The sequence below is a fragment of the Buttiauxella sp. BIGb0552 genome, from assembly GCF_004366275.1.
In the GTDB taxonomy this organism is placed as follows: domain Bacteria; phylum Pseudomonadota; class Gammaproteobacteria; order Enterobacterales; family Enterobacteriaceae; genus Buttiauxella; species Buttiauxella gaviniae.
On sequence record NZ_SODY01000002.1, the window covers coordinates 890,349 to 911,076 of the forward strand.

A 20,728-nucleotide genomic window follows, 5' to 3' on the forward strand; every position below is an offset into this window, starting at 1 on the left:
CCGACAAAAAACTGTAGCCGACAACGGATGGGTTGAATTAACGTTCAACCGATGCGACACATAAAGCGGTGAAAACAGGAAACGCATCCATTCACTATTGCGAGAGGGAGGTATAAGTCGCCCCGACAAGCGGGACAACTGACTTATGGATAGTTTCCGTTCATATCCGCAGGTCAACATTCGGCGGGGATTTTAGCATCATTAGAGGCTAGAAGGGGCACAAAACAACACACAGATATGCAGCTATGCGAGCTGTTACGCAAAAAGCGAATCCTTCCCCTTTTCAGAAGTATTGTATAAAGTCCAAATTAATAGCGTTACACCCCCTGCGTTGGGCTTGCGAAAATTCAGAACGATGCTAATGTGAGCGCTCCTGATACAGAGTATTCTGATTTTGGGTCTCTTTTTGCCGTCCTGGCATTTGGTATAAGTTTTTCAAGGAATAAAGCAGTATGCGTAAGATCGCACTCATTATTGCGATGCTTCTGATACCGTGCATGTCGTTTGCCAGCTTATTAAGCGGCAACACGTCCAACACGCCTGTCAGTAAAGAATTCAAGCAACAACTCATGGGCTCTCCTGTTTATATTCAAATATTTAAGGAAGAGCGCACGCTAGAGCTATATGTGAAAATGGGCGAGAAGTTCCAATTACTCGACAGCTATAGCATCTGTAATTATTCCGGTGGGCTAGGTCCTAAACAACGTCAGGGTGATTTTAAAAGTCCTGAAGGTTTTTATAACGTGACCCGTAGCCAGCTAAAACCTGATAGCCGCTTCTATAAAGCCATTAATATTGGCTTCCCGAACGAGTTTGATCGCCAGCATGGTTATCAGGGTCAATATCTGATGATCCACGGTGCTTGCGTCTCTATTGGCTGCTATGCCATGACCGACACCAACATTGATGAGATCTTCCAGTTTGTTACCGGGGCTTTAGTCTTTGGTCAACCAAGCGTGCAGGTGAGCATTTATCCGTTCCGCATGACAGATGCCAACATGGAACGCCACAAGTACTCTTATTACATCAACTTCTGGAAACAGCTGAAGCCGGGATATGACTACTTCACGGCGAATCACCAGCCGCCAGGCGTGTCGGTAATTAGCGGTAATTATGTGATAAGCAAACCGGTTGCGCCTACGACACAACCGCAGTTGGCATCAAACTACGCGCTCCCCGAGACAAAATAATTCCGACTCCCCTGGTGCAATCTTGTGCCAGGTTTCGTTACCTGTAAGAGGTTGAGTCGCGATCACAGTGACCACATCATTGAGTGTGGTCTCTTCCTGAAAATCGATTTCCACATCCTGATCCAACAGTTTTGCCACACCAAACGGTGCCCGTCGGGTTATCCAATATAAATTGGTGGAGCAGAACGCCATCACGTAGCGCCCATCCGACAGCAACATATTGAACACGCCCTTCTCACGCAATTGCACCGCAAGCTCTGTAATATAGCGAAACACCGCTTGCATATTGCCTGGCGTGCGTGGATAACGCTGCGTCAGCTTATGTAGCAGCCAGCAAAATGCTTGCTCGCTATCGGTTTCGCCAATCGGGCGGAACGGGCCGGTATCGAGTGAACGATGCCCTTTGAGCTGGCCATTGTGGGCATAGGTCCAGTTGCGGCCCCATAACTCGCGCGTAAAAGGGTGGGTATTTTCAAGCGCCACTTTGCCGCGGTTAGCCTGACGAATATGCGCGACCACTGAACAAGATTTGATAGGGTAATCCTGCACAAGCTTTGCGATAGGTGAGTTAAAACTCGGTTGCGGATCTTTGAACGTACGACATCCCTTACCTTCATAGAAAGTAATGCCCCAGCCGTCTTTATGCGGCCCCGTTCCTCCGCCACGCTGCACCAATCCGGTAAAGCTAAAGCAAATATCCGTAGGTACATTGGCGCTCATCCCGAGCAGTTCGCACATTTTAACCTCCCACCACTAAACTACCCTCACCCAGTCCCCCTCCCTGAGGGAGAGGGAACAGAGCTACTTAAGCTTTAACCATCTCTTTTTCAATCAACTGAATCAGGATATGAATCACTTTGATGTGTATTTCCTGAATGCGGTCAGCGTAGCCAAAGTGTGGAACACGAATTTCGACATCCGCTGTTCCATCCATTTTTCCGCCGTCTTTACCGGTAAGGGTAATGACTTTCATGCCTTTCGCACGTGCAGCTTCAATGGCTTTAATCACGTTACCGGAATTACCCGAAGTGGAGATCCCCAGTAGCACATCGCCTTCACGTCCTACCGCTTCAATGTAGCGAGAGAAGATGTACTCGTAGCCAAAATCGTTGCTCACACAAGAGATGTGGCTGACATCAGAAATCGCGATTGCCGGGTAGCCTGGGCGATTTTCACGGTAGCGACCTGTCAACTCTTCAGCAAAGTGCATGGCATCACAATGTGAGCCACCATTGCCGCATGACAGCACTTTGCCACCTGCTTTAAAGCTATCAGCTAGCAATACTGCCGCGCGCTGAATAGCATGAATGTTAGCGTCATCTTTCAGGAAGTTAGCCAGCGTTTCAGCCGCTTCATTCAATTCATTACGAATAAGATCCTGGTACATGAGGATATCCTTCAGTATTTTTCGATTGATTAACCCCAGCAGTTTACCGGATAGCGCGAGAAGCGCCATATCCTCCTGCTTTTGCTGTTCCGTGCGGTAACAATGTGAGCTGAGTTGTAATTATTTTGTGAATATATTGCTAAAAAAAACCACATGAACTAAAACCAATACATCCAAGTGGTCAGACCTCCTACAAGCAAGGGAGTTTCCTTTATGTTGATTTTGAGTATTGTCGCAACCGTCGTTCTCCTCGGTGTGCTTTTCTATCACCAGGTCAATTTGTTGCTCAGTAGCGTAATTCTACTGGCGTGGACAGCCGCGCTTGGCTTTGCTGGTATCTGGTCTATGTGGGTACTGGTTCCACTCGCGATAATTCTGGTACCGTTAGTCTTAACCCCAATGCGTAAATCTCTGATTTCCGCTCCGGTTTTCCGTAGCTTCCGCAAAGTTATGCCGCCGATGTCGCGTACTGAGAAAGAAGCTATCGATGCCGGTACAACCTGGTGGGAAGGCGATCTGTTCCGTGGCAAGCCGGATTGGGAAAAGCTGCACAACTATCCGCAGCCTAAACTGACTGAAGAAGAACAAGCCTTTATCGACGGCCCGGTTGAGGAAGCGTGTCGCCTGGCAAATGACTTCCAAATCACACACGAAATGGCAGATTTACCGCCAGAGCTGTGGGCTTATTTAAAAGAACATCGCTTCTTCGCGATGATCATCAAGAAAGAGTACGGCGGTCTTGAGTTTTCGGCTTACGCACAATCTCGCGTACTGCAAAAACTGTCTGGGGTTTCCGGGATACTAGCGATTACAGTCGGCGTGCCTAACTCATTAGGCCCAGGCGAATTGCTGCAACATTACGGTACTGACGAGCAGAAAGATCACTACCTGCCACGCCTGGCTCGTGGGCAAGAGATCCCATGCTTTGCGCTGACCAGCCCGGAAGCTGGCTCAGATGCAGGTGCGATTCCTGATACCGGCGTTGTCTGCATGGGCGAATGGCAAGGTCAGCAAGTTCTCGGTATGCGTCTGACCTGGAACAAGCGCTACATTACGCTCGCACCAATTGCTACCGTTTTAGGCCTGGCATTTAAACTGTCTGACCCGGATCACTTGCTGGGCGAAGAAGAAGATCTCGGTATTACCTGTGCGCTAATCCCAACTCACACGCCGGGTGTGGAAATTGGTAAGCGCCACTTCCCACTTAACGTGCCATTCCAGAACGGCCCGACTCGCGGTAAAGATATTTTCGTCCCGATTGATTACATCATCGGTGGCCCGAAAATGGCCGGCCAGGGCTGGCGGATGCTGGTGGAATGTCTGTCTGTTGGCCGTGGCATTACTCTGCCATCCAACTCCACAGGCGGTTTAAAATCTGTGGCGATGGCAACGGGTGCTTATGCCCATATCCGTCGTCAGTTCAGAATCTCTATCGGTAAAATGGAAGGCATTGAAGAACCACTGGCACGTATCGCGGGTAACGCATATGTGATGGATGCTGCCGCATCACTGGTGACCTACGGCATTATGCTTGGAGAGAAGCCTGCTGTTCTGTCAGCTATTGTGAAGTACCACTGCACCCACCGTGGCCAGCGCGCCATTCTTGATGCAATGGATATTCTCGGCGGTAAAGGCATTATGCTGGGCAATTCCAACTTTGTGGCACGTGCCTATCAGGGTGCACCTATCGCGATTACCGTGGAAGGCGCAAACATCCTGACGCGTAGCATGATTATATTCGGCCAGGGTGCGATTCGTTGCCATCCGTATGTGCTGGAAGAGATGACGGCGGCGCAAAACAATGATGTTAACGCGTTCGATAAGCTGCTGTTTAAGCATATCGGCCACGTGGGCAGCAACAAAATGCGTAGCCTGTGGCTCGGTCTGACCAACGGCCTGACCAGCGCCACACCAACCAAAGATTCCACCAAACGTTACTACCAGTATATGAACCGACTGAGCGCCAACCTGGCGTTGCTGTCAGATGTGTCCATGGCAGTATTGGGCGGCAGCCTTAAGCGTCGCGAGCGTATCTCTGCTCGTCTGGGCGACATTCTGAGCCAGTTGTACCTCGCTTCATCGGTGCTGAAACGCTATGACGACGAAGGTCGTAACGAAGCGGATTTACCACTGGTTCACTGGGGCGTACAGGATGCGTTGTATCAGGCAGAACAAGCGATCGACGATCTGCTGCGTAACTTCCCGAATGCGTTTGTGGCTGGCATGTTGCGTGTCGTTATCTTCCCGCTGGGCCGCCGTTACGATGCCCCATCTGACAAGCTGGATCATAAACTGGCGAAGATCATGCAGATCCCATCGGCTACCCGCTCACGCATTGGTCGTGGTCAGTATTTGACGCCAAGTGAGTTCAACCCGGCAGGTCTGCTGGAAGAAGCGCTGATGGACGTCATGGCTGCAGAGCCAATCCACCTGCGCATCTGCAAAGAAACCGGGCGGAACCTGTCATTTACTCGCCTTGATGAACAAGCGAAACAGTGGCTGGCCGAAGGGAAAATCAATGCAGACGAAGCGGCGATCCTCACCAAAGCTGAAGCAAGCCGCCTGCGCAGTATCAACGTCGATGAGTTTGAGCCGGAGGAGCTGGCAACTATGCCGGTAAAGGTGCCGGAAAAGCATCGCAAAGTTGAAGCGGCATAAGCCCTCCACCTCTCTACACTAAACCCGCTTCGGCGGGTTTTTTATTCTTAACTCATGCTAAAGTGAATGAAACACTGCTTATCATGAGGCTTCCGATTGTGTCTGGTTTGAAAATTACCGTTCTGCAACAACCGCTGGTCTGGATGGATGGCGGAGCAAACTTGCGCCATTTCGATGTGCAGTTAGATACTATTCATGGTCGCGATCTGATTGTCTTGCCGGAAATGTTCACCACCGGTTTCGCGATGGAAGCTGCCAGTCAATCACTTGCTGAAGAGGAAGTGATTGACTGGATGCAGTTTAAAGCCCAGCAAACTCAGGCAATGATTGCCGGCAGTGCCGCGCTACAAACCGATCGCGGGCCGGTGAACCGTTTTCTCCTGGTTCAGCCTGACGGCAAAGTTCATTTCTATGATAAACGCCACCTCTTCCGCATGGCAGATGAGCATCATCATTATCAGGCAGGAAATGAACGTGTGATTGTTGAATGGCGCGGCTGGCGTATATTGCCGCAGGTGTGTTACGACCTGCGCTTCCCGGTGTTTTCGCGCAACCGCAATGATTATGACCTGGCGTTATACGTCGCGAACTGGCCTGCCCCGCGTTCCCTGCACTGGCAAAGTTTGCTTGTCGCTCGCGCGATTGAAAACCAGGCCTATGTCGCAGGTTGTAACCGTGTTGGCACCGACGGTAACGGCCACCATTATCGTGGTGACAGCAAGATCATTAACCCGCAAGGTGAAATTCTGGCGAATGGCGAAGCCCATCAAGCGATGCGCCTCGATGCCGATTTGTCGTTGATTGCACTGCAAGAATACCGCGAGAAGTTCCCCGCATGGCAGGATGCCGATCCGTTTAGTCTTTAACTCCCTAGGTACGTCGACCACGACCACGGGGAAATCAAAAACGGCAGGTGATAATGCCCGCCGTTTTGCGGTATCACGAAGTCAATTTGCGCGGTAGGATAAAGAGTTTCCCGCTGTGTCACGGCAAAGTACAAACCAATTTCCGCCGTCAGCCGATACTGCCCGCAAGCCAAATCCTCGCAGAACGCTTTTAGACGCCCATCCGCATCTGTAGCGCCCTGGGCTAACGCCTCCCAGCGGCCATCAATCAGCTGCTCAAGGCGAATCACCACATCAGCCGCCGGTTTCCCGAGCGCAGTATCCAGAACATGCGTACTTAACTGGCTCATTGGGCAAAGACTCCTTCGAGACGTAGTAACGTGATTTGGCGTAATTGCTCCAGCGCTTCAGCTTCTTCCTGCGCGGGGGAATTGTTCAGGCGGCGATGGAGTTCAGCGAGAATATCTTCACCGCTGCGCCCTTTCGCACGAATAAGAAACACGCGCCCAAATCGCTCTTCATATTGAGCATTACCCTGCGCCAGCGCGAACGTTAACGCGCTGTTTTGGGTGTCTACAGCCGATTGCTCACCTTTAGACAAAGCCGCTTCTTTGCCACTGCCCTGTGCTTTTTCACCAATCCGTGGATGTGCACAAAGTGCCTGTTCCAGTTCAGCACTTCCCCATTCGTGGGTGAGCTGTGAAGCATAATGCTGCAATACATCGACGGTCGAATACGGGCGAGCGACAACGACATTTTCAGCCCATGCGGGTATCGCAACACAAGGGGCAACAAGGCTCAGAGCGTCCTGCACAGGCGCATCGTTAAATTCAGCTAAAACACTTTTCGACGCCAGCGCAACGACAGCCTGCGCATAGGCTTGCACGGCCTGCATAACATCGGACTCAAGAACCGACTCCGCCGGATGGTGGCTAATGCCACGATCGCAACGCACAAACAGCATGCCTACCGGCCACTGTTCGGCAATAGCAATTGCATCATGCCCCGCGCCACTTGGCAGTGACAAACTCAACCCCTGGACCGCAGTAATGGCGGATGTTAACTGGTGCAGCAAACGGGCGTCACAAGGTGTGGCAGGAATCGAATAATAGGTTTCAGCACTGAAGATCATGCCACGCTCGGCTGAAATCTCATGCGCCTTGCTTAATAAGTTTTCCAGCAATGCTTCAAGACTTGAATCCACGGGGCTGCGAATATCCAGCGTGAGCTGAATTTCACCAGGAATGACATTCGCGGCACCCGGTAAACACTGCAAGGTTCCAACGGTCGCCACGATATCCGGGGAAAAAGCGCGGGTCGCGCCTTCGACATACACCATCCAGGCGGCAGCGGCGGCGAGTGCATCCTTACGAATGTTCATTGGCACCGTCCCCGCATGCCCCGCCTCACCCACAAAGCGGCATTTCAAACGGCGCGCGCCGTTGATGGCTGTCACCACCCCCAGAGCAAGATCCTGCTGCTCCAGCACCGGACCTTGTTCAATGTGCAGCTCAAGATAAGCACTGAAATCTTCCGGGTTGCGCCTGGCCGCATGAATACGCGCAGGGTCAAAGCCCGCGTTCGCCAGAGCCTGTGCAACGCTAATTCCCGCAGCATCAACACATGCCAGCCAGTTGTCAGGCCAGGTTCCGGTTAGCCCCCGACTGCCTAATAATGTGATACCAAAGCGAGTGCCTTCTTCGTCGCCAAAACCGACGATTTCAATCGCTTGCTCCAGCTGGATATCGTGTTGATGCAACAGAGCGACAACTTCCAGCGCGGTTAATACGCCTAACATGCCATCGTAACGCCCGGCATTGCGCACCGTATCCAGATGTGACCCCAGCAAAATGGCCGGAGCGCCTTCCCTTGTCCCTTCATAGCGCCCGCAGATATTGCCCACCGCATCCTGCCAGGTGGTCATGCCAATTTGTTCCATCCAGCGCGCCACCAGATGGTTAGCACGCAGATGCTCATGCGAAAGGTAGACGCGGGTAAGTTGGCCTGGCGTTTCGCTGATTTGCGCCAGTTCATCCGCTCGCTGCATCACACGCTTAGCGGCAATGCTGGCTTCGGCGGCATTCATCACAAGTTTTACCATCAGCTTTTTCCTTGTGAATAAACATCCCACGCTGCCTGCATTGCTGCACCTTGCGTCGTTTTGAAACCCAGGCGGTTCAATACAGCTTCAAGTGCTGTCAGCGTTTGCAGCACGCAATCTTTACGCGCGTTATAGCCCATAGTGCCGATGCGCCAGATTTTGCCTTGTAGCGGGCCAAATGAGGTGCCGATTTCGATATGGAAATCTTCCAGCAGCATTTTGCGCACTTCTTCACCGTGGACAACGGACGGGATCACCACGCCGAGAACGTTATTCATTTTGTGTTGCAGGCTGCCGAACGTTTCCAGCCCCATGCCCTGAATGCCGGCCACCAGCGCACGGCCGTGCAATTCGTGGCGCGCGATGCCCACGTCCAGCCCTTCTTCCAGCATAATGCGTGCGCACTCACGTGCGGCAAACAACATGCTGGTGGCTTCAGTATGGTGATTCAGGCGCTCCGGTCCCCAGTAATCCATCACCATGCCGAGATCGAAGTAATTCGAGTAGATCATTTCGTCGTCGCCATCCTGGTGCGCGGAAGTTCGGATCCCCTCCTCCACACATTTACGGCGGCGAATGACTTCTTCCATTTGCGTGCTGAGGGTTATCGGTGAGCTACCAGACGGGCCGCCGAGGCATTTTTGCAGGCCTGCTGAAACGGCATCCAGCCCCCACGCATCCGTTTCCAGCGCGTTGCCACCAAACGAGGCGGTCGCATCGGTATAAAACAACACACCGTGGCGGCGACAAATGTCACCTAACTCAGCCAGTGGTTGCAGCATCGTGGTTGAAGTGTCGCCCTGAACGGTTAGCAACAAGCGGGGTTTAACGGTTTTGATGGCATCTTCGATCTGGTCAGGGGTAAACACTTCCCCCCACGGCACTTCTATGGTGTGAACTTCTGCGCGGCAACGGCGCGCGATTTCACACAATAAATGACCGAAGCGCCCAAACACTGGCACCAGAACTTTGTCACCCGGGCGAATGGCAGATAACAAAATAGCTTCAATGCCGGAACGGGAAGTCCCGTCCACCAGCATCGTCCAGCGGTTTTGTGTACGGAAAAGCTCGCGATACAGCACCATCACTTCATTCATGTAACCGGTCATAACCGGGTCATACTGCCCAATTAACTGGCTCGCCATTGCCCGCAATACCCGTGGATCCGCGTTAATTGGCCCAGGCCCCATCAACAAACGGTGTGGCGGATTAATTTGCGTGAAGTGCTGAATATCGAACATGGCATTTCCTTTTATTCATTCATGAAACAAAAGATTCTTTAATAAACATGCTGCAACTAATGTGCCACTCATTTACCCCAATGGCAAAGCAAGGGATACGAATATTCTTCGGCTTCATTCTTCATTGGCAATCAGATAAAACTGGCGCTGCCCCGATCACGGCAATGAACCACAATGGTTCCCACGACCTGTGCAGCCGCACCATTTCAGTGCGCTAGCGCTGTTCCAGTTCATCAAATTCGGCGTACAACTCCGCAATATGATGGATACGCTGGCGACCGGTGCTTAATGCTTCGTGCAGTACCGCGTTAGATAACAGATTGACCAGGCTCATTGCACTGCTGTAGCTGTCGAAGGCAGAAACGCTGTCGAGTGGCGCGGCAAAATGCCAGCGGCAATACGGCGTCAGGCCAGAACCCTGCGCTTCACTCATCACCAGCAGCGGCACCTGGCGCTTATGCAGATTTGCCAGCAAAGGTTTGATGATGCGCGGCCGCCTGCGAAAAGCGATGGCGATAACACAATCGTGCTCGCTAATGTCCACCACCTCTTCAGCCAGCGTCTGGCCGGGCTGCGGCAGCAACCAGACATCGCTACGAATCTGTAACAGCTGTTGGCGCAAGTGCATCGCAACGGGCCATGAGTTTCTTAACCCGATGATAAAGACCCGTTTTGATGCGTTAAGCGCCGTGACAACCTCGGCAAATTGTTGCGTATCAAGCAGACTTATCCATTGCGTTAGATTGGCCATTTCCTGCTTGTAATGCCGCGCCAGTAGCGTGTTACCTTGTACCGCATCACGGTTTTCTGTCAGCGGCATCCCGCTCTGGCGTAGCGTGCGCAGCTCTTCACGCATATCTTTATAACGATCATAGCCAAGGCGCTTAAACAGGCGGCTTACCGTGGCTTTTGATACGCCCGAAAGGCGGGCAAGTTCTGCACTGTTGTAGCTAATCAGGTCATCAAAATGATCGACAATAAACGCAGCAACACGCTGTTCCTGAGGAGAAAGCTGCTCGTATGTCGCTCTTAGGCGTTCATCTAGTTGTTTCATCATGACCTCTGTAACTTTTGTTTCACTCGAGCCTGGCACAGTGAAACTAACCGAGTCAACCTGGAACATCTCTTGCTTAGCTCTCTACCCAGGCTTCCGTTCTGAGAGATAAAACGATGATGCAAAGCAATTTGGCACCTTCCGGCATGGCGGTTACTCCGCACCATTTAGCCAGTGAAACCGCATTATCCGTGTTGCGCCATGGTGGCGATGCCATCGAGGCGATGGTGGCAGCGGCGGCAACGATCGCCGTGGTTTATCCCCACATGAATGGCATTGGCGGTGATGGTTTCTGGTTGATTGTACCGCCAGAAGGCGAACCAATTGCGATTGATGCCAGTGGAGCTGCGGGCTCGCTCGCCTGTCTGGAGTTCTACGCAGGTGAAAGCGCTATCCCGCATCGTGGACCTAAATCCGCGTTAACGGTGCCAGGAACCCTCAGCGGTTGGGATGAAGCGTTAAAAATCGCAGCACAGCTTGGTGGCGGGCAACTGCCGCTCTCACGTTTACTGGCCGATGCGATTCGCTACGCGGCAGACGGTATTCCGGTCACGCAATCTCAGGCGCTGGCGACTCACAGTAAATATGATGAGCTGGTCAATATTGCCGGGTTTGCCGAGACCTTTTTAGAACGCGGTGAAATTCCCCGAGCGGGTAGCCGCTTCACCCAGCCACGTCTTGCACAAACGCTGACACGCCTGACCGTGGAAGGGCTTGATAGTTTTTATCGTGGGCCGTTAGCCGCGCTCATCGCCGAAGAGTTAGCGGATTTAGGGATGCCGATAAATTTGCAGGATCTCGCGGCGCAGCGCGCTAAACGCCGTATTCCTCTGCATCTTAGCCACCAGCAGGGTGATATTTATAATATGACCCCGCCGACGCAGGGCCTGGTTTCGCTGGCGATTCTGGGGATAACCGACCATTTAGATATGGCGCAGGCCAACGAAACTCAAACCGTTCATCGCATCGTTGAGGCCACCAAAAAAGCATTCGCGCTGCGCGATAAATACATCACCGACCCACGCCATATCACCACATCAATTCAAAGCTTGCTGGAGCATGCACCACTCACCGCTCTTGCCGCACAAATTGATGACACCAAAGCGGCCAACTGGGGAACAGGCAAAGGCCCAGGCGACACCGTCTGGATGGGGGTAATTGATAGCACCGGGCTGGCGGTATCGTTTATTCAAAGTATTTACCACGAGTTTGGCAGCGGCGTGGTGCTGCCTAAAAGCGGTGTACTGTGGCAAAACCGTGGGGCTGCGTTCAGCCTCAAGCCAGATAGCCTGTTAAGCCTGGCACCCGGTAAACAACCGTTCCATACCCTGAACCCGGCAGCCGCACGGCTTGCCGATGGCAGAACCATGGTTTACGGCTCAATGGGTGGCGACGGGCAACCGCAAACGCAGGCGGCGATTTTTACGCGCCATGTGATTCAGGGCATACCGTTACAAGAAGCGGTGACCGCCCCGCGCTGGTTACTGGGCAGAACATGGGGGCAAGCCTCTGACAGCCTGAAATTAGAAGGCCGATTCAGCCCAGAAACTTTCGCCGCACTGCGTGAGTTGGGACATGAAGTCGAAGCGCTGCCAGATTTCAGCGAGGCAGTGGGTCACGCAGGTGCCATTGTGCGCCACACCAACGGCATGCTTGAAGGCGCATACGACCCACGCAGCAATGGCAGCGCCGCAGGATTCTAAGGAGAAAGATATGACATCACAAACCATCAACTGGCCCGCATACATTCAGATAATGGAGCAATTGCTTAACGTCCCGCTGGATGAAACTCGCCGTAAAGAACTGGAAGTGCAACTGACGCGCATGGCCGGGCTGGCTGAACCGCTGATGGATTTCCCGTTACCACAACGCCTGGAAGTCGCCGGGGTTTACAAACTATGAATCCACTTGCTATTCGCGACATTCAGCAAGGGTTAGCTGGTGGCGAATTTTCAGCTCAGGAACTGGCGCACCTGACGCTGGCCAAAATAGCGCAATCTAATCCTGAAATTAATGCGTTTACCGAAGTCACCTCAGCGCGTTTGTTGCAAGAAGCCGCAGCCATTGACCAAAAGCGCTCACGTGGGGAAACGCTTCCGCCGTTGGCAGGCGTGCCCTATGCCGTAAAAAATCTCTTTGATATTAAAGATGTAACAACGCTTGCAGGTGCCGAGCTTTTTAGTACCCAGCCCGCGGCACACGATGACGCTTTTGCCATCAAACAACTCAGTGCCGCCGGTGCGATGCTTTCAGGTGCACTGAATATGGATGCCTACGCATACGGGTTTACCACCGAAAACAGTCACTACGGGGCAACCCGAAACCCCCATGACCTGACGCGAATTGCAGGCGGTTCATCCGGCGGTTCAGCCGCAGCCGTCGCCGCTGGAATGGTCAACTTTAGCCTCGGCACTGATACCAATGGTTCGATTCGGGTTCCGGCTTCGCTATGTGGAGTCTTTGGCCTGAAACCTACTTTTGGCCGTCTCTCGCGTAGCGGCAGCCAGCCTTTTGTTGCCAGTCTCGATCATATCGGCCCTCTTGCACGCAGCGTGGATGATCTGGCGCGGGTTTATGATGCGCTCCAGGGAGTTGATCCTGCCGATCATTTCCAGGCAGCCCGCAACATTGAACCGGTCGCCGATAAGCTCAAGCAGACGGTGAGTTTACGCTGTGCGGTGTTGGGGGGATTTTTTGATAACTGGTGTGATGATGATGCGAAAACGGCGGTCGCAACCGTCGCCCATCGGCTTGAAGCACTGGAATGTATTATCTTGCCAGAAGCGGAACTCGCCCGTTCGGCAGCATTTTTGCTTTCTGCTGCGGAAGGGGGAAACCATTATTTACCTGCTTTGCGCGAACATGCTGAACGCTTCGAACTCAATTCCCGCGAGCGCCTTTTAGCAGGCGCAATGACGCCATCAGCCTGGTACACTCAGGCGCAGCGCTTCCGGACATGGTTCCGCGATAATACCCTGCCGCTCTTTGAAAAGTATGATCTGCTTATCGCCCCGGCAACACCGCGTTGTGCCACACTGATTGGTCAGCAAACCATGCGTATCAACGGCGCTGATCTTCCTGTCAAAGCCAGTATGGGCATGCTGACGCAGCCTATTTCTTTCCTCGGTTTACCGGTAGTTACGGTGCCGTTAATGACTGCAAGCGGGCATCCCATTGGCGTGCAGCTGATTGCGCCGCCATGGCGGGAAGATATCTGCTTGCAAGCCGCCCATCTACTTGAAATACAGGGTATGCTGGTAGGGAAAACTCACCAGGTAAGGTAAATACTATGATGCGTGACAATATCGATCGCCCGGCAATCGTCAATGAGGTGAGTGCCGCATTTTACCGCTACGAACAGGCGTTGATCAGCAACGATGTTGCGGTCTTAGATGAATTGTTTTGGGCCGATCCCCGCACCGTTCGCTTTGGTGCGAGTGAAAACCTCTACGGTATTGATGAGATAAGAGCGTTCAGAAATGCCCGTTCGTCACAAGGGTTAGACCGGCTTTTGCAAAACACCACTATCACCACTTACGGCGATGATATGGCCGTTGCCAGCACTGAATTCACCCGTGAAGGAAGCGACAAAATTGGCCGTCAGATGCAAACCTGGGTCAAATTTCCGTATGGCTGGCGCATTGTCGCAGCACATGTCAGCGTGATGAGCTAAAGACTGTGGGCGGGAAACGAAACGTCACCCGCCGCCATATCATCTATTCACGATCTATTCACTAAACGGATGCGTCTTCGCCCAGTGCTCGGCAATTTCCTGACGACGGCAAATCCACACATCATCATGCTGCTGCACGTAATCGAGAAAACGCTGCAACGCTCTGAAACGACCCGGCCGCCCAAGTAAACGGCAGTGCATACCGATAGACATCATTTTCGGCGCCGTTTCCCCCTCTTCGTACAACACATCAAAACTGTCTTTCAGATAGGTGTAAAACTGCTCGGCGGTATTGAAACCTTGCGCAGTCGCAAAGCGCATATCGTTAGCATCCAGCGTGTAAGGCACCACCAGATGCGGTTTTATCGAGCCATCGCTACAGGTGACTTTGCTCCAGAATGGCAAGTCATCGCCGTAATAATCGCTGTCATAAAGGAAGCTGCCATTTTCTGCCACCAGCCTGCGCGTGTTCGGACTATCGCGGCCGGTGTACCAACCGAGCGGTTTGCTGCCGAACAAATCTTCAAGGATTTCGATGGCCTGGTGCATATGCTGGCGCTCAGTTGCCTCATCCAGATTTTGATAGTGGATCCAGCGCCAGCCGTGGCTTACCACGTCGTAATCTGCCGCTTTTATCGCGTCAACAATTTCAGGGTTACGCGCCAGCGCCATTGCTACGCCAAATACCGTCATGGTCAGGCCGCGTTTTTGGAACTCATTATGGATGCGCCAGAACCCGGCACGAGAACCGTATTCATAGAGCGAATCCATCGACATATGGCGATCGGGGAAACTTGCAGCACCGATGATATCGGAAAGGAATTGTTCCGAGCCACTGTCACCGTGCAGAACGTGGTTTTCACCGCCCTCTTCAAAATTGAGAACGAACTGCACAGCAACGCGGGCATTATTCGGCCACTGCGCATGGGGTGGCTTACCCGCATAACCTTTCATGTCACGCGGGTAGTTTTCAGTGAAGTGATAGTTTTTAGTTTTCGGTACTTCATTCATGGTTCGGTTCCTTATGAGCCGAGCCAGAATATCAACTCAGCATGTCAAAACAGCCGGATAACGGCTTTTTATTTGGATACGCAAGGTCGCCGTGTTTACTGGTTCCAAGCCCAAGCGCGATGAGGGACTCCACCATTTTCACCGCAGCAGTGACGCCATCAATCACGGGAATGCCGAGTTCAGCGGTCAGTTCCTGGGCTAGATTTGCCATCCCGCCACAACCGAGCACAATCGCTCCGCTGTTATCTTCTTTCATGGCTTGTATACAACGCTCGCGTACCTTCATCTGAGCAAGACCCGTGCCATCTTCCAGGGCCAGCACCGGTAAATCGATCGCATGCAGTGCGGCGCAGTGGTGCTCGAACCCATACTGGCGTAATAAATGACGCGCGATGATTACGGTGCGCGGTAACGTGGTGACGATAGAAAAGCGTGTCGCCACCAGAGTCGCGACGTGCATCGCGGCTTCTGCAATGCCAACCACCGGGCCGCTGGCGAGTTCACGCGCGGCCAGTAAACCGGGATCGCCAAAACACGCGATGACATGGCCACTCACGCCCTGCTCTTTACCCAGTTTGATTTGCTCAAGCACACCGATAGCCGCGACCGCTTCATCAAAATGCCCTTCTATAGATTCCACACCCTGTGTTGGGCAAACCGCGATGATTTCGCTGGAAGGGGCAGCGACACTGCGTGCCGCTTGCGCAATGGTGTGCGTCATCGCCACGTTAGTATTGGGGTTGATCACCTGAATCAAATGTTTCGTCATGCTCATTCCTTTTAGTTTACTCCCCGATGGTCAGCACCATTTCCGGGCATAAAAATGTTTTTTTGCACTATCAGTGCACAACTCATACACGATGCAATAGCGCGTAGAGCCTCAATATACGCCGATAGCACTCTAAAAAGCCTCTGTATTCTGCCTGCTTGCTGAAAAATAAAACCTGGCCCGGTTCATGCAACAAAGGTTTCATACAATCCGTCAGCATCTGTTTTTATTAGGGAGCAGATATCATGCCAAGCACTGAACACAACACGACTACGATGACCGATAGTGCCAACTCAGGGTACAGCCCACGCCTGTGTAATGAGGATCTGGCACCCACGCGTAACCAGACATGGTCCTGGTACAATATTTTTTCATTCTGGATGTCCGATGTGCACAGTATGGGCGGCTATGTGGTCGCAGCCAGCTTCTTCACACTGGGGTTGGCAAGCTGGCAGGTTTTACTTTGCTTGCTAGTAGGGATTTGCATTGTGCAACTGTGTGCGAACCTGGTCGCGAAACCGAGCCAAATGGCAGGCGTACCTTATGCGGTGATTTGCCGCCAGGCATTTGGTGTATTTGGTGCCAATATTCCGGCCGTGATTCGCGGGTTAATCGCCTTTGCCTGGTACGGTATCCAGACTTATCTGGCGGCAAATGCTTTGATGCTGGTTATGTTGAAATTCTGGCCGTCGCTTGCACCAATGACTACCGGGCATTTCCTCGGCCTGTCGCATCTCGGTTGGGTTTGCTTTGGCATTATGTGGGTGCTGCAGGCGATGGTGTTCTGGCACGGCATGAATGCTATCAAACGATTTATTGATATCGCAGGGCCGGCGGTATACATCGTGATGATGGCGTTGGCGGGCTGGATTTTGTATCAAACCGGTTTTGATGGAATTTCGTTTACGCTTGCCAGCAAACAACTCTCTTCTGGTGAGCAGGCCTGGCAGATGCTGACCGCAACCGCGCTGGTGGTTTCATACTTCTCCGGTCCATTGCTGAACTTCGGTGACTTCTCGCGCTACGGCAAAAGTATGCAAGAGATCCGTCGTGGTAACCGCTGGGGTCTGCCGTTTAACTTCCTGCTGTTCTCCATCGTGACCGTGGTGATTGTCTCCGGCACACAATCACTGTTTGGCCGCATGATCACCGACCCTATCGAAACGGTCAGCCATGTGGGCAATAGCCTCGCGATGGCAATTGGTTTACTGACCATGATTACCGCCACTATCGGTATTAATATCGTGGCGAACTTCGTATCACCTGCTTTCGACTTCTCAAACTGCTCACCACAGAAAATCAGCTTCCGTACCGGTGGGATGATTGCAGCCGTGGGTTCTGTTCTGCTGACACCGTGGAACCTGTTCCAGTCACCGGAGCTTATCCACTACACGCTGGATGTGCTGGGGGCGTTCATTGGGCCGCTGTTCGGTATCCTGCTGACTGATTTCTACATCATCAAACGCAGCAAAATTTATGTCGATGACTTGTTCGATGACACGCCAAAAGGCCGCTACTGGTACAAAAGTGGTTTTAACCCAAAAGCGATTCTCGCGCTGCTGCCTTCGGTTGCGGTTGGTTTAATCATCAGCTTTATCCCTTCGTTACACGAAGTGGCGAACTTTAGCTGGTTTATCGGCGCATTCATGAGTGCAGGCTGTTACCGCTGGCTGGCACGGGCAGATAAAGTGGGTGACGCTGTGGGATACAATGGGCAGGTTGTTGTTTCGAAGGAATAAAACGACGAAAGCCTGAATCATTTCTGATTCAGGCTTTCTGATTGTGGCGGAACGGACGGGACTCGAACCCGCGACCCCCTGCGTGACAGGCAGGTATTCTAACCGACTGAACTACCGCTCCGCGTTTGTTCCCCGTCGGGAACGAGGCAGATAATACGTATAGGGCTCATGAGCGTCAACGTTTTTTCTTATTAAACTAATCGTTTGCCGTTAATTTCACCCAAACGGTGTTTTTTAATACATTGCAGCTGTTTTTATATACGCCAAAGGCAACTGCCGCCCTTCTTTTCCACCAGGTCGAGTCGAGATTCATGCGCTTCCAGTTCTGCATCACTGGCACGAATAACTCGTATACCGGAGCTACGGCGCACAACACGCTGAATCCCATTGTCTCCGTTACGCTGCTGCACATCCCCTTCCATCGCAAACTTCAGAGAAGTTTGCCCTCCCGTCATCATTAAATAGACGTCGGCAAGGATTTGGGCATCGAGCAATGCGCCGTGCAACGTTCGTTTGCTGTTATCTATTTCATAGCGAGAGCAAAGCGCATCAAGGCTGTTACGCTTGCCCGGGAACATTTTACGCGCGAGTGCGAGGCTGTCGGTAACTTTGCAGAAGGTATTGGTTTTGGGGATATCGCGTTTGAGTTTGCCGAACTCATAATCCATAAAGCCGATATCAAACGATGCGTTATGGATGACTAGCTCTGCGCCGCGAATATAGTCCATAAACGAATCAGCAACCTGGTCGAAGGTTGGTTTGTCTGCCAGAAACTCATCGGCAATTCCATGCACACCAAAGGCTTCCGGGTCTACCAGACGATCAGGTTTCAGGTATACGTGGAAATTATTACCCGTCAGGCGGCGGTTGATGACTTCAACCGCACCGATTTCTATAATGCGGTGCCCTTCATAGTGCGCACCGATTTGGTTCATACCGGTGGTTTCTGTATCGAGGACGATCTGTCGTGTAATTGCTGTGCTCATAGCGCTCGTTTATGTCAGACTTGGTTTTTTAATCACAGGAAGTCTACCAGAGATGCGCAAACAGGTAGAAATTTTCACCGATGGCTCTTGCCTTGGTAACCCGGGCCCGGGTGGATATGGTGCTATTTTACGCTATAAACAGCACGAAAAAATTTTTAGCGTCGGCTTTCGCCTGACCACAAACAATCGCATGGAAATGATGGCGGCAATCGTTGCACTTGAGGCATTGGTCGAACCTTGTGACGTTGTGCTCAGCACCGACAGCCAATATGTTCGTCAGGGTATAACCCAATGGATTCATAACTGGAAAAAACGTGGCTGGAAAACGGCCGATAAAAAACCAGTCAAAAATGTCGATTTATGGAAGCGACTGGATGCGGCCTTAAGCGAGCACAAAATTAGTTGGGAATGGGTGAAAGGCCATGCCGGTCACCCTGAAAACGAACGTTGTGATGAACTCGCCCGTGAAGCAGCTTCTAATCCAACTCTCGAGGATGTGGGTTATCAGCCAGAGACGGCGAAACCTTAGTTGTTTCACTAAATTGCCGTGTCGCCCCCACAGCTGAGCGGATTTGCGTTTTTGCTTTCCGGCTTTTCATTGGATTGAGCGTAAGGGGCAATGTCCGCTTACGCGCCACAATGACATGCATGCATCCCAACGCAGGAAGATGGGTACTGAGCATTTTCCCACCTTGTTTACTCCAGGGTAAAACCTGGAAACTACGTTGGTGCATCACTTCAAAATTCAGCAATGCCAGCCAATCGAACATCCTCATTGGCGTAAACATTCGGCAGCGATATGGCGCACGTTTGCGGATAAATGGCACGACTTTGCCTAAACCTAATAAACTCACCGGGTTGAAACTGCTGATAATTAGCCAGCCATCATCAATGAGTACCCGGTCAGCTTCACGCAATAACCCGTGCGGATCCTGGCACCACGGCAATGTATGAGCCAACATACATGCATCGACTGATTTACCCGCAAAAGGTAAATACAGCGGATCGGCATTCACCTGGAGCCGTTCACCTTGTAAGGCAACATTCACCTGGTGTGAAATAGCACAAGCTTCAGTATTAATTTCAGTGCTTAAGTTCCCTATCTTCAGCAGATGGAAACCAAACATTTTGGCGAGCCATGGCTGGAGTTGGCTTTCCAGAGCCTCACGGTAGTACTCGCCCCAGGGCAGTTCTCCCCAATGATGAGGCGAAATGAAATTTTCAGGTATCCTTGCCGGTTTCATCACTACCTACTTAGCGCAATTCAGAGAGGTTGAATTATGAATCTTAACAGTATTTCTGCGTTCCAGGATAACTACATCTGGGTTCTGAATGATGAGCAAGGCAGATGTATCATCGTCGACCCGGGCGATGCTCATCCAGTATTAAAAGCCATTGAGGATAACCACTGGCAACCAGAAGCTATTTTACTGACCCACCATCACAACGACCACGTTGGCGGCGTAAAAGAACTTCTCAAAAAGTACCCAGGCCTTGTGGTATACGGCCCCGAGGAGACACAAGATAAGGGAACGAACCGGGTAGTTAAAGACGGCGATCTGGTCAATATTTTGGAGTATGAATTTACTGTAATTGCCACACCAGGTCACACTTTAGGACATATCTGTTTCTATAGCGCACCTTATCTTTTTTGCGGCGACACGATGTTTTCTGGCGGCTGCGGCAGGCTTTTTGAAGGCACTGCAAATGATATGTTTGATTCTTTTCAAAAGCTTAACAAGCTACCCGGTGACACGTTAATTTGTTGTGCTCATGAGTACACTCTTTCAAACATGAAGTTTTCCTTATCTATCCTTCCAGACGATGAGAAGTTAAACCGATACTGTCGAAAAGTTAATGAGTTACGCGCAAAAAACCAATCAACATTGCCGAGTTCTTTAGCAAATGAGCGCGAAATAAATTTATTCCTTAGAACGGATGATATTGATTTAATAGATAAAATTAACAAAGAAACAAACTTGCAACAACCACGGCAAATTTTCGCCTGGTTACGGACAAAGAAGGATAGTTTCTAAATTTTTGGTTGTGTTGTTTTAAAGTGGAAGGTATTCTT

Annotated in this window: 20 protein-coding genes, 1 tRNA gene and 1 pseudogene; 10 read left to right on the top strand and 12 right to left on the bottom strand. The window is 51.6% G+C overall.

The annotated features are described in order from the left end of the window. Positions 1-452: 452 nt before the first annotated feature. Positions 453-1,190 (top strand): peptidoglycan meso-diaminopimelic acid protein amidase, encoded by a 738-nt coding sequence (gene dpaA, locus EDF88_RS08865; protein ID WP_134184128.1) that lies wholly within the window; start codon positions 453-455, stop codon positions 1,188-1,190. On the opposite strand, the gene EDF88_RS08870 is transcribed toward dpaA, so the two are convergent. Further along, positions 1,161-1,928 carry a class II glutamine amidotransferase gene (locus EDF88_RS08870; protein ID WP_034493585.1) on the bottom strand — a complete coding sequence of 256 codons (768 nt, stop codon included), beginning with the start codon at positions 1,926-1,928 and terminating at the stop codon, positions 1,161-1,163. The genes dpaA and EDF88_RS08870 overlap by 30 nt on opposite strands. Before the next feature lie 67 nt (positions 1,929-1,995). Then, positions 1,996-2,577 carry a D-sedoheptulose 7-phosphate isomerase gene (gene lpcA, locus EDF88_RS08875; RefSeq protein WP_064516752.1) on the bottom strand — a complete coding sequence of 194 codons (582 nt, stop codon included), beginning with the start codon at positions 2,575-2,577 and terminating at the stop codon, positions 1,996-1,998. A gap of 213 nt (positions 2,578-2,790) precedes the next feature. Between lpcA and fadE the strand changes: the two genes are divergently transcribed. Continuing rightward, positions 2,791-5,235: an acyl-CoA dehydrogenase FadE gene (fadE, locus tag EDF88_RS08880; protein ID WP_134184130.1), complete on the top strand. Its 2,445-nt coding sequence runs from the start codon at positions 2,791-2,793 to the stop codon at positions 5,233-5,235. Between the two features lie 98 nt (positions 5,236-5,333). Continuing rightward, positions 5,334-6,101 (top strand): amidohydrolase, encoded by a 768-nt coding sequence (locus EDF88_RS08885; RefSeq protein WP_134184132.1) that lies wholly within the window; start codon positions 5,334-5,336, stop codon positions 6,099-6,101. Here the strand turns inward: EDF88_RS08885 and uraH are convergent. From uraH to EDF88_RS08905, 5 genes and pseudogenes are all read right to left on the bottom strand, one after another. After that, positions 6,098-6,430, bottom strand: coding sequence for a hydroxyisourate hydrolase (gene uraH, locus EDF88_RS08890; RefSeq protein WP_134184134.1), 333 nt, complete (start codon positions 6,428-6,430; stop codon positions 6,098-6,100). The two genes, EDF88_RS08885 and uraH, sit on opposite strands and share 4 nt — an antisense overlap. Next, positions 6,427-6,936, bottom strand: a complete 510-nt coding sequence (uraD, locus tag EDF88_RS24930; protein WP_279586336.1) for a 2-oxo-4-hydroxy-4-carboxy-5-ureidoimidazoline decarboxylase — start codon at positions 6,934-6,936, stop codon at positions 6,427-6,429. Before uraD ends, uraH begins: the two co-directional genes overlap by 4 nt. Continuing rightward, a pseudogene (hpxK, locus tag EDF88_RS08895) lies at positions 6,925-8,181 on the bottom strand (allantoate amidohydrolase); the annotation flags it as partial. The pseudogene hpxK and the gene uraD, both read right to left, overlap by 12 nt. Further along, the gene (locus tag EDF88_RS08900) at positions 8,181-9,422 is read right to left on the bottom strand and encodes an alanine--glyoxylate aminotransferase family protein (protein WP_134184139.1); all 1,242 of its coding nucleotides are present in this window, start codon (positions 9,420-9,422) and stop codon (positions 8,181-8,183) included. The pseudogene hpxK and the gene EDF88_RS08900, both read right to left, overlap by 1 nt. A 214-nt stretch (positions 9,423-9,636) precedes the next feature. Further along, a complete protein-coding gene (locus EDF88_RS08905) occupies positions 9,637-10,476 on the bottom strand; it encodes a MurR/RpiR family transcriptional regulator (RefSeq protein WP_134184214.1) in 840 nt (279 codons plus the stop codon). Between the two features lie 116 nt (positions 10,477-10,592). Between EDF88_RS08905 and EDF88_RS08910 the strand changes: the two genes are divergently transcribed. The 4 genes from EDF88_RS08910 to hpxZ are packed head-to-tail and all read left to right on the top strand — an operon-like array spanning position 10,593 to position 14,149. Next, positions 10,593-12,179, top strand: coding sequence for a gamma-glutamyltransferase (locus tag EDF88_RS08910; RefSeq protein WP_134184141.1), 1,587 nt, complete (start codon positions 10,593-10,595; stop codon positions 12,177-12,179). A gap of 10 nt (positions 12,180-12,189) precedes the next feature. Further along, positions 12,190-12,378, top strand: a complete 189-nt coding sequence (hpxX, locus tag EDF88_RS08915; protein ID WP_064516468.1) for an oxalurate catabolism protein HpxX — start codon at positions 12,190-12,192, stop codon at positions 12,376-12,378. Next, positions 12,375-13,760: an AtzE family amidohydrolase gene (locus EDF88_RS08920; protein ID WP_134184143.1), complete on the top strand. Its 1,386-nt coding sequence runs from the start codon at positions 12,375-12,377 to the stop codon at positions 13,758-13,760. Before hpxX ends, EDF88_RS08920 begins: the two co-directional genes overlap by 4 nt. Positions 13,761-13,765: 5 nt before the next feature. After that, positions 13,766-14,149 carry an oxalurate catabolism protein HpxZ gene (gene hpxZ / locus EDF88_RS08925; protein WP_034461580.1) on the top strand — a complete coding sequence of 128 codons (384 nt, stop codon included), beginning with the start codon at positions 13,766-13,768 and terminating at the stop codon, positions 14,147-14,149. 54 nt (positions 14,150-14,203) lie between these two features. Here hpxZ and puuE read toward each other — a convergent pair whose 3' ends face one another. Then, positions 14,204-15,160, bottom strand: coding sequence for an allantoinase PuuE (gene puuE, locus EDF88_RS08930; RefSeq protein ID WP_064516464.1), 957 nt, complete (start codon positions 15,158-15,160; stop codon positions 14,204-14,206). 31 nt (positions 15,161-15,191) lie between these two features. Further along, complete coding sequence (hpxA, locus tag EDF88_RS08935) at positions 15,192-15,929, bottom strand: allantoin racemase (protein ID WP_064556887.1); 738 nt, start codon at positions 15,927-15,929, stop codon at positions 15,192-15,194. Between the two features lie 245 nt (positions 15,930-16,174). Between hpxA and EDF88_RS08940 the strand changes: the two genes are divergently transcribed. Further along, on the top strand, positions 16,175-17,668 hold the full coding sequence (locus EDF88_RS08940; protein ID WP_134184145.1) for an NCS1 family nucleobase:cation symporter-1: 1,494 nt from the start codon (positions 16,175-16,177) through the stop codon (positions 17,666-17,668). A gap of 44 nt (positions 17,669-17,712) precedes the next feature. Here EDF88_RS08940 and EDF88_RS08945 read toward each other — a convergent pair. After that, positions 17,713-17,789 (bottom strand) — tRNA-Asp (locus tag EDF88_RS08945). 133 nt (positions 17,790-17,922) lie between these two features. Continuing rightward, a complete protein-coding gene (dnaQ, locus tag EDF88_RS08950; RefSeq protein ID WP_134184147.1) occupies positions 17,923-18,654 on the bottom strand; it encodes a DNA polymerase III subunit epsilon in 732 nt (243 codons plus the stop codon). Between dnaQ and rnhA the strand changes: the two genes are divergently transcribed. Continuing rightward, positions 18,608-19,183 (top strand): ribonuclease HI, encoded by a 576-nt coding sequence (rnhA, locus tag EDF88_RS08955; RefSeq protein WP_166671959.1) that lies wholly within the window; start codon positions 18,608-18,610, stop codon positions 19,181-19,183. The two genes, dnaQ and rnhA, sit on opposite strands and share 47 nt — an antisense overlap. Here rnhA and EDF88_RS08960 read toward each other — a convergent pair. Beyond that, the gene (locus EDF88_RS08960; RefSeq protein ID WP_134184149.1) at positions 19,131-19,898 is read right to left on the bottom strand and encodes a methyltransferase domain-containing protein; all 768 of its coding nucleotides are present in this window, start codon (positions 19,896-19,898) and stop codon (positions 19,131-19,133) included. The two genes, rnhA and EDF88_RS08960, sit on opposite strands and share 53 nt — an antisense overlap. A gap of 36 nt (positions 19,899-19,934) precedes the next feature. On the opposite strand from EDF88_RS08960, the gene gloB reads away from it, so the two are divergent. Beyond that, a complete protein-coding gene (gene gloB / locus EDF88_RS08965) occupies positions 19,935-20,690 on the top strand; it encodes a hydroxyacylglutathione hydrolase (protein ID WP_134184151.1) in 756 nt (251 codons plus the stop codon). The last annotated feature ends 38 nt before the right edge of the window (positions 20,691-20,728 follow it).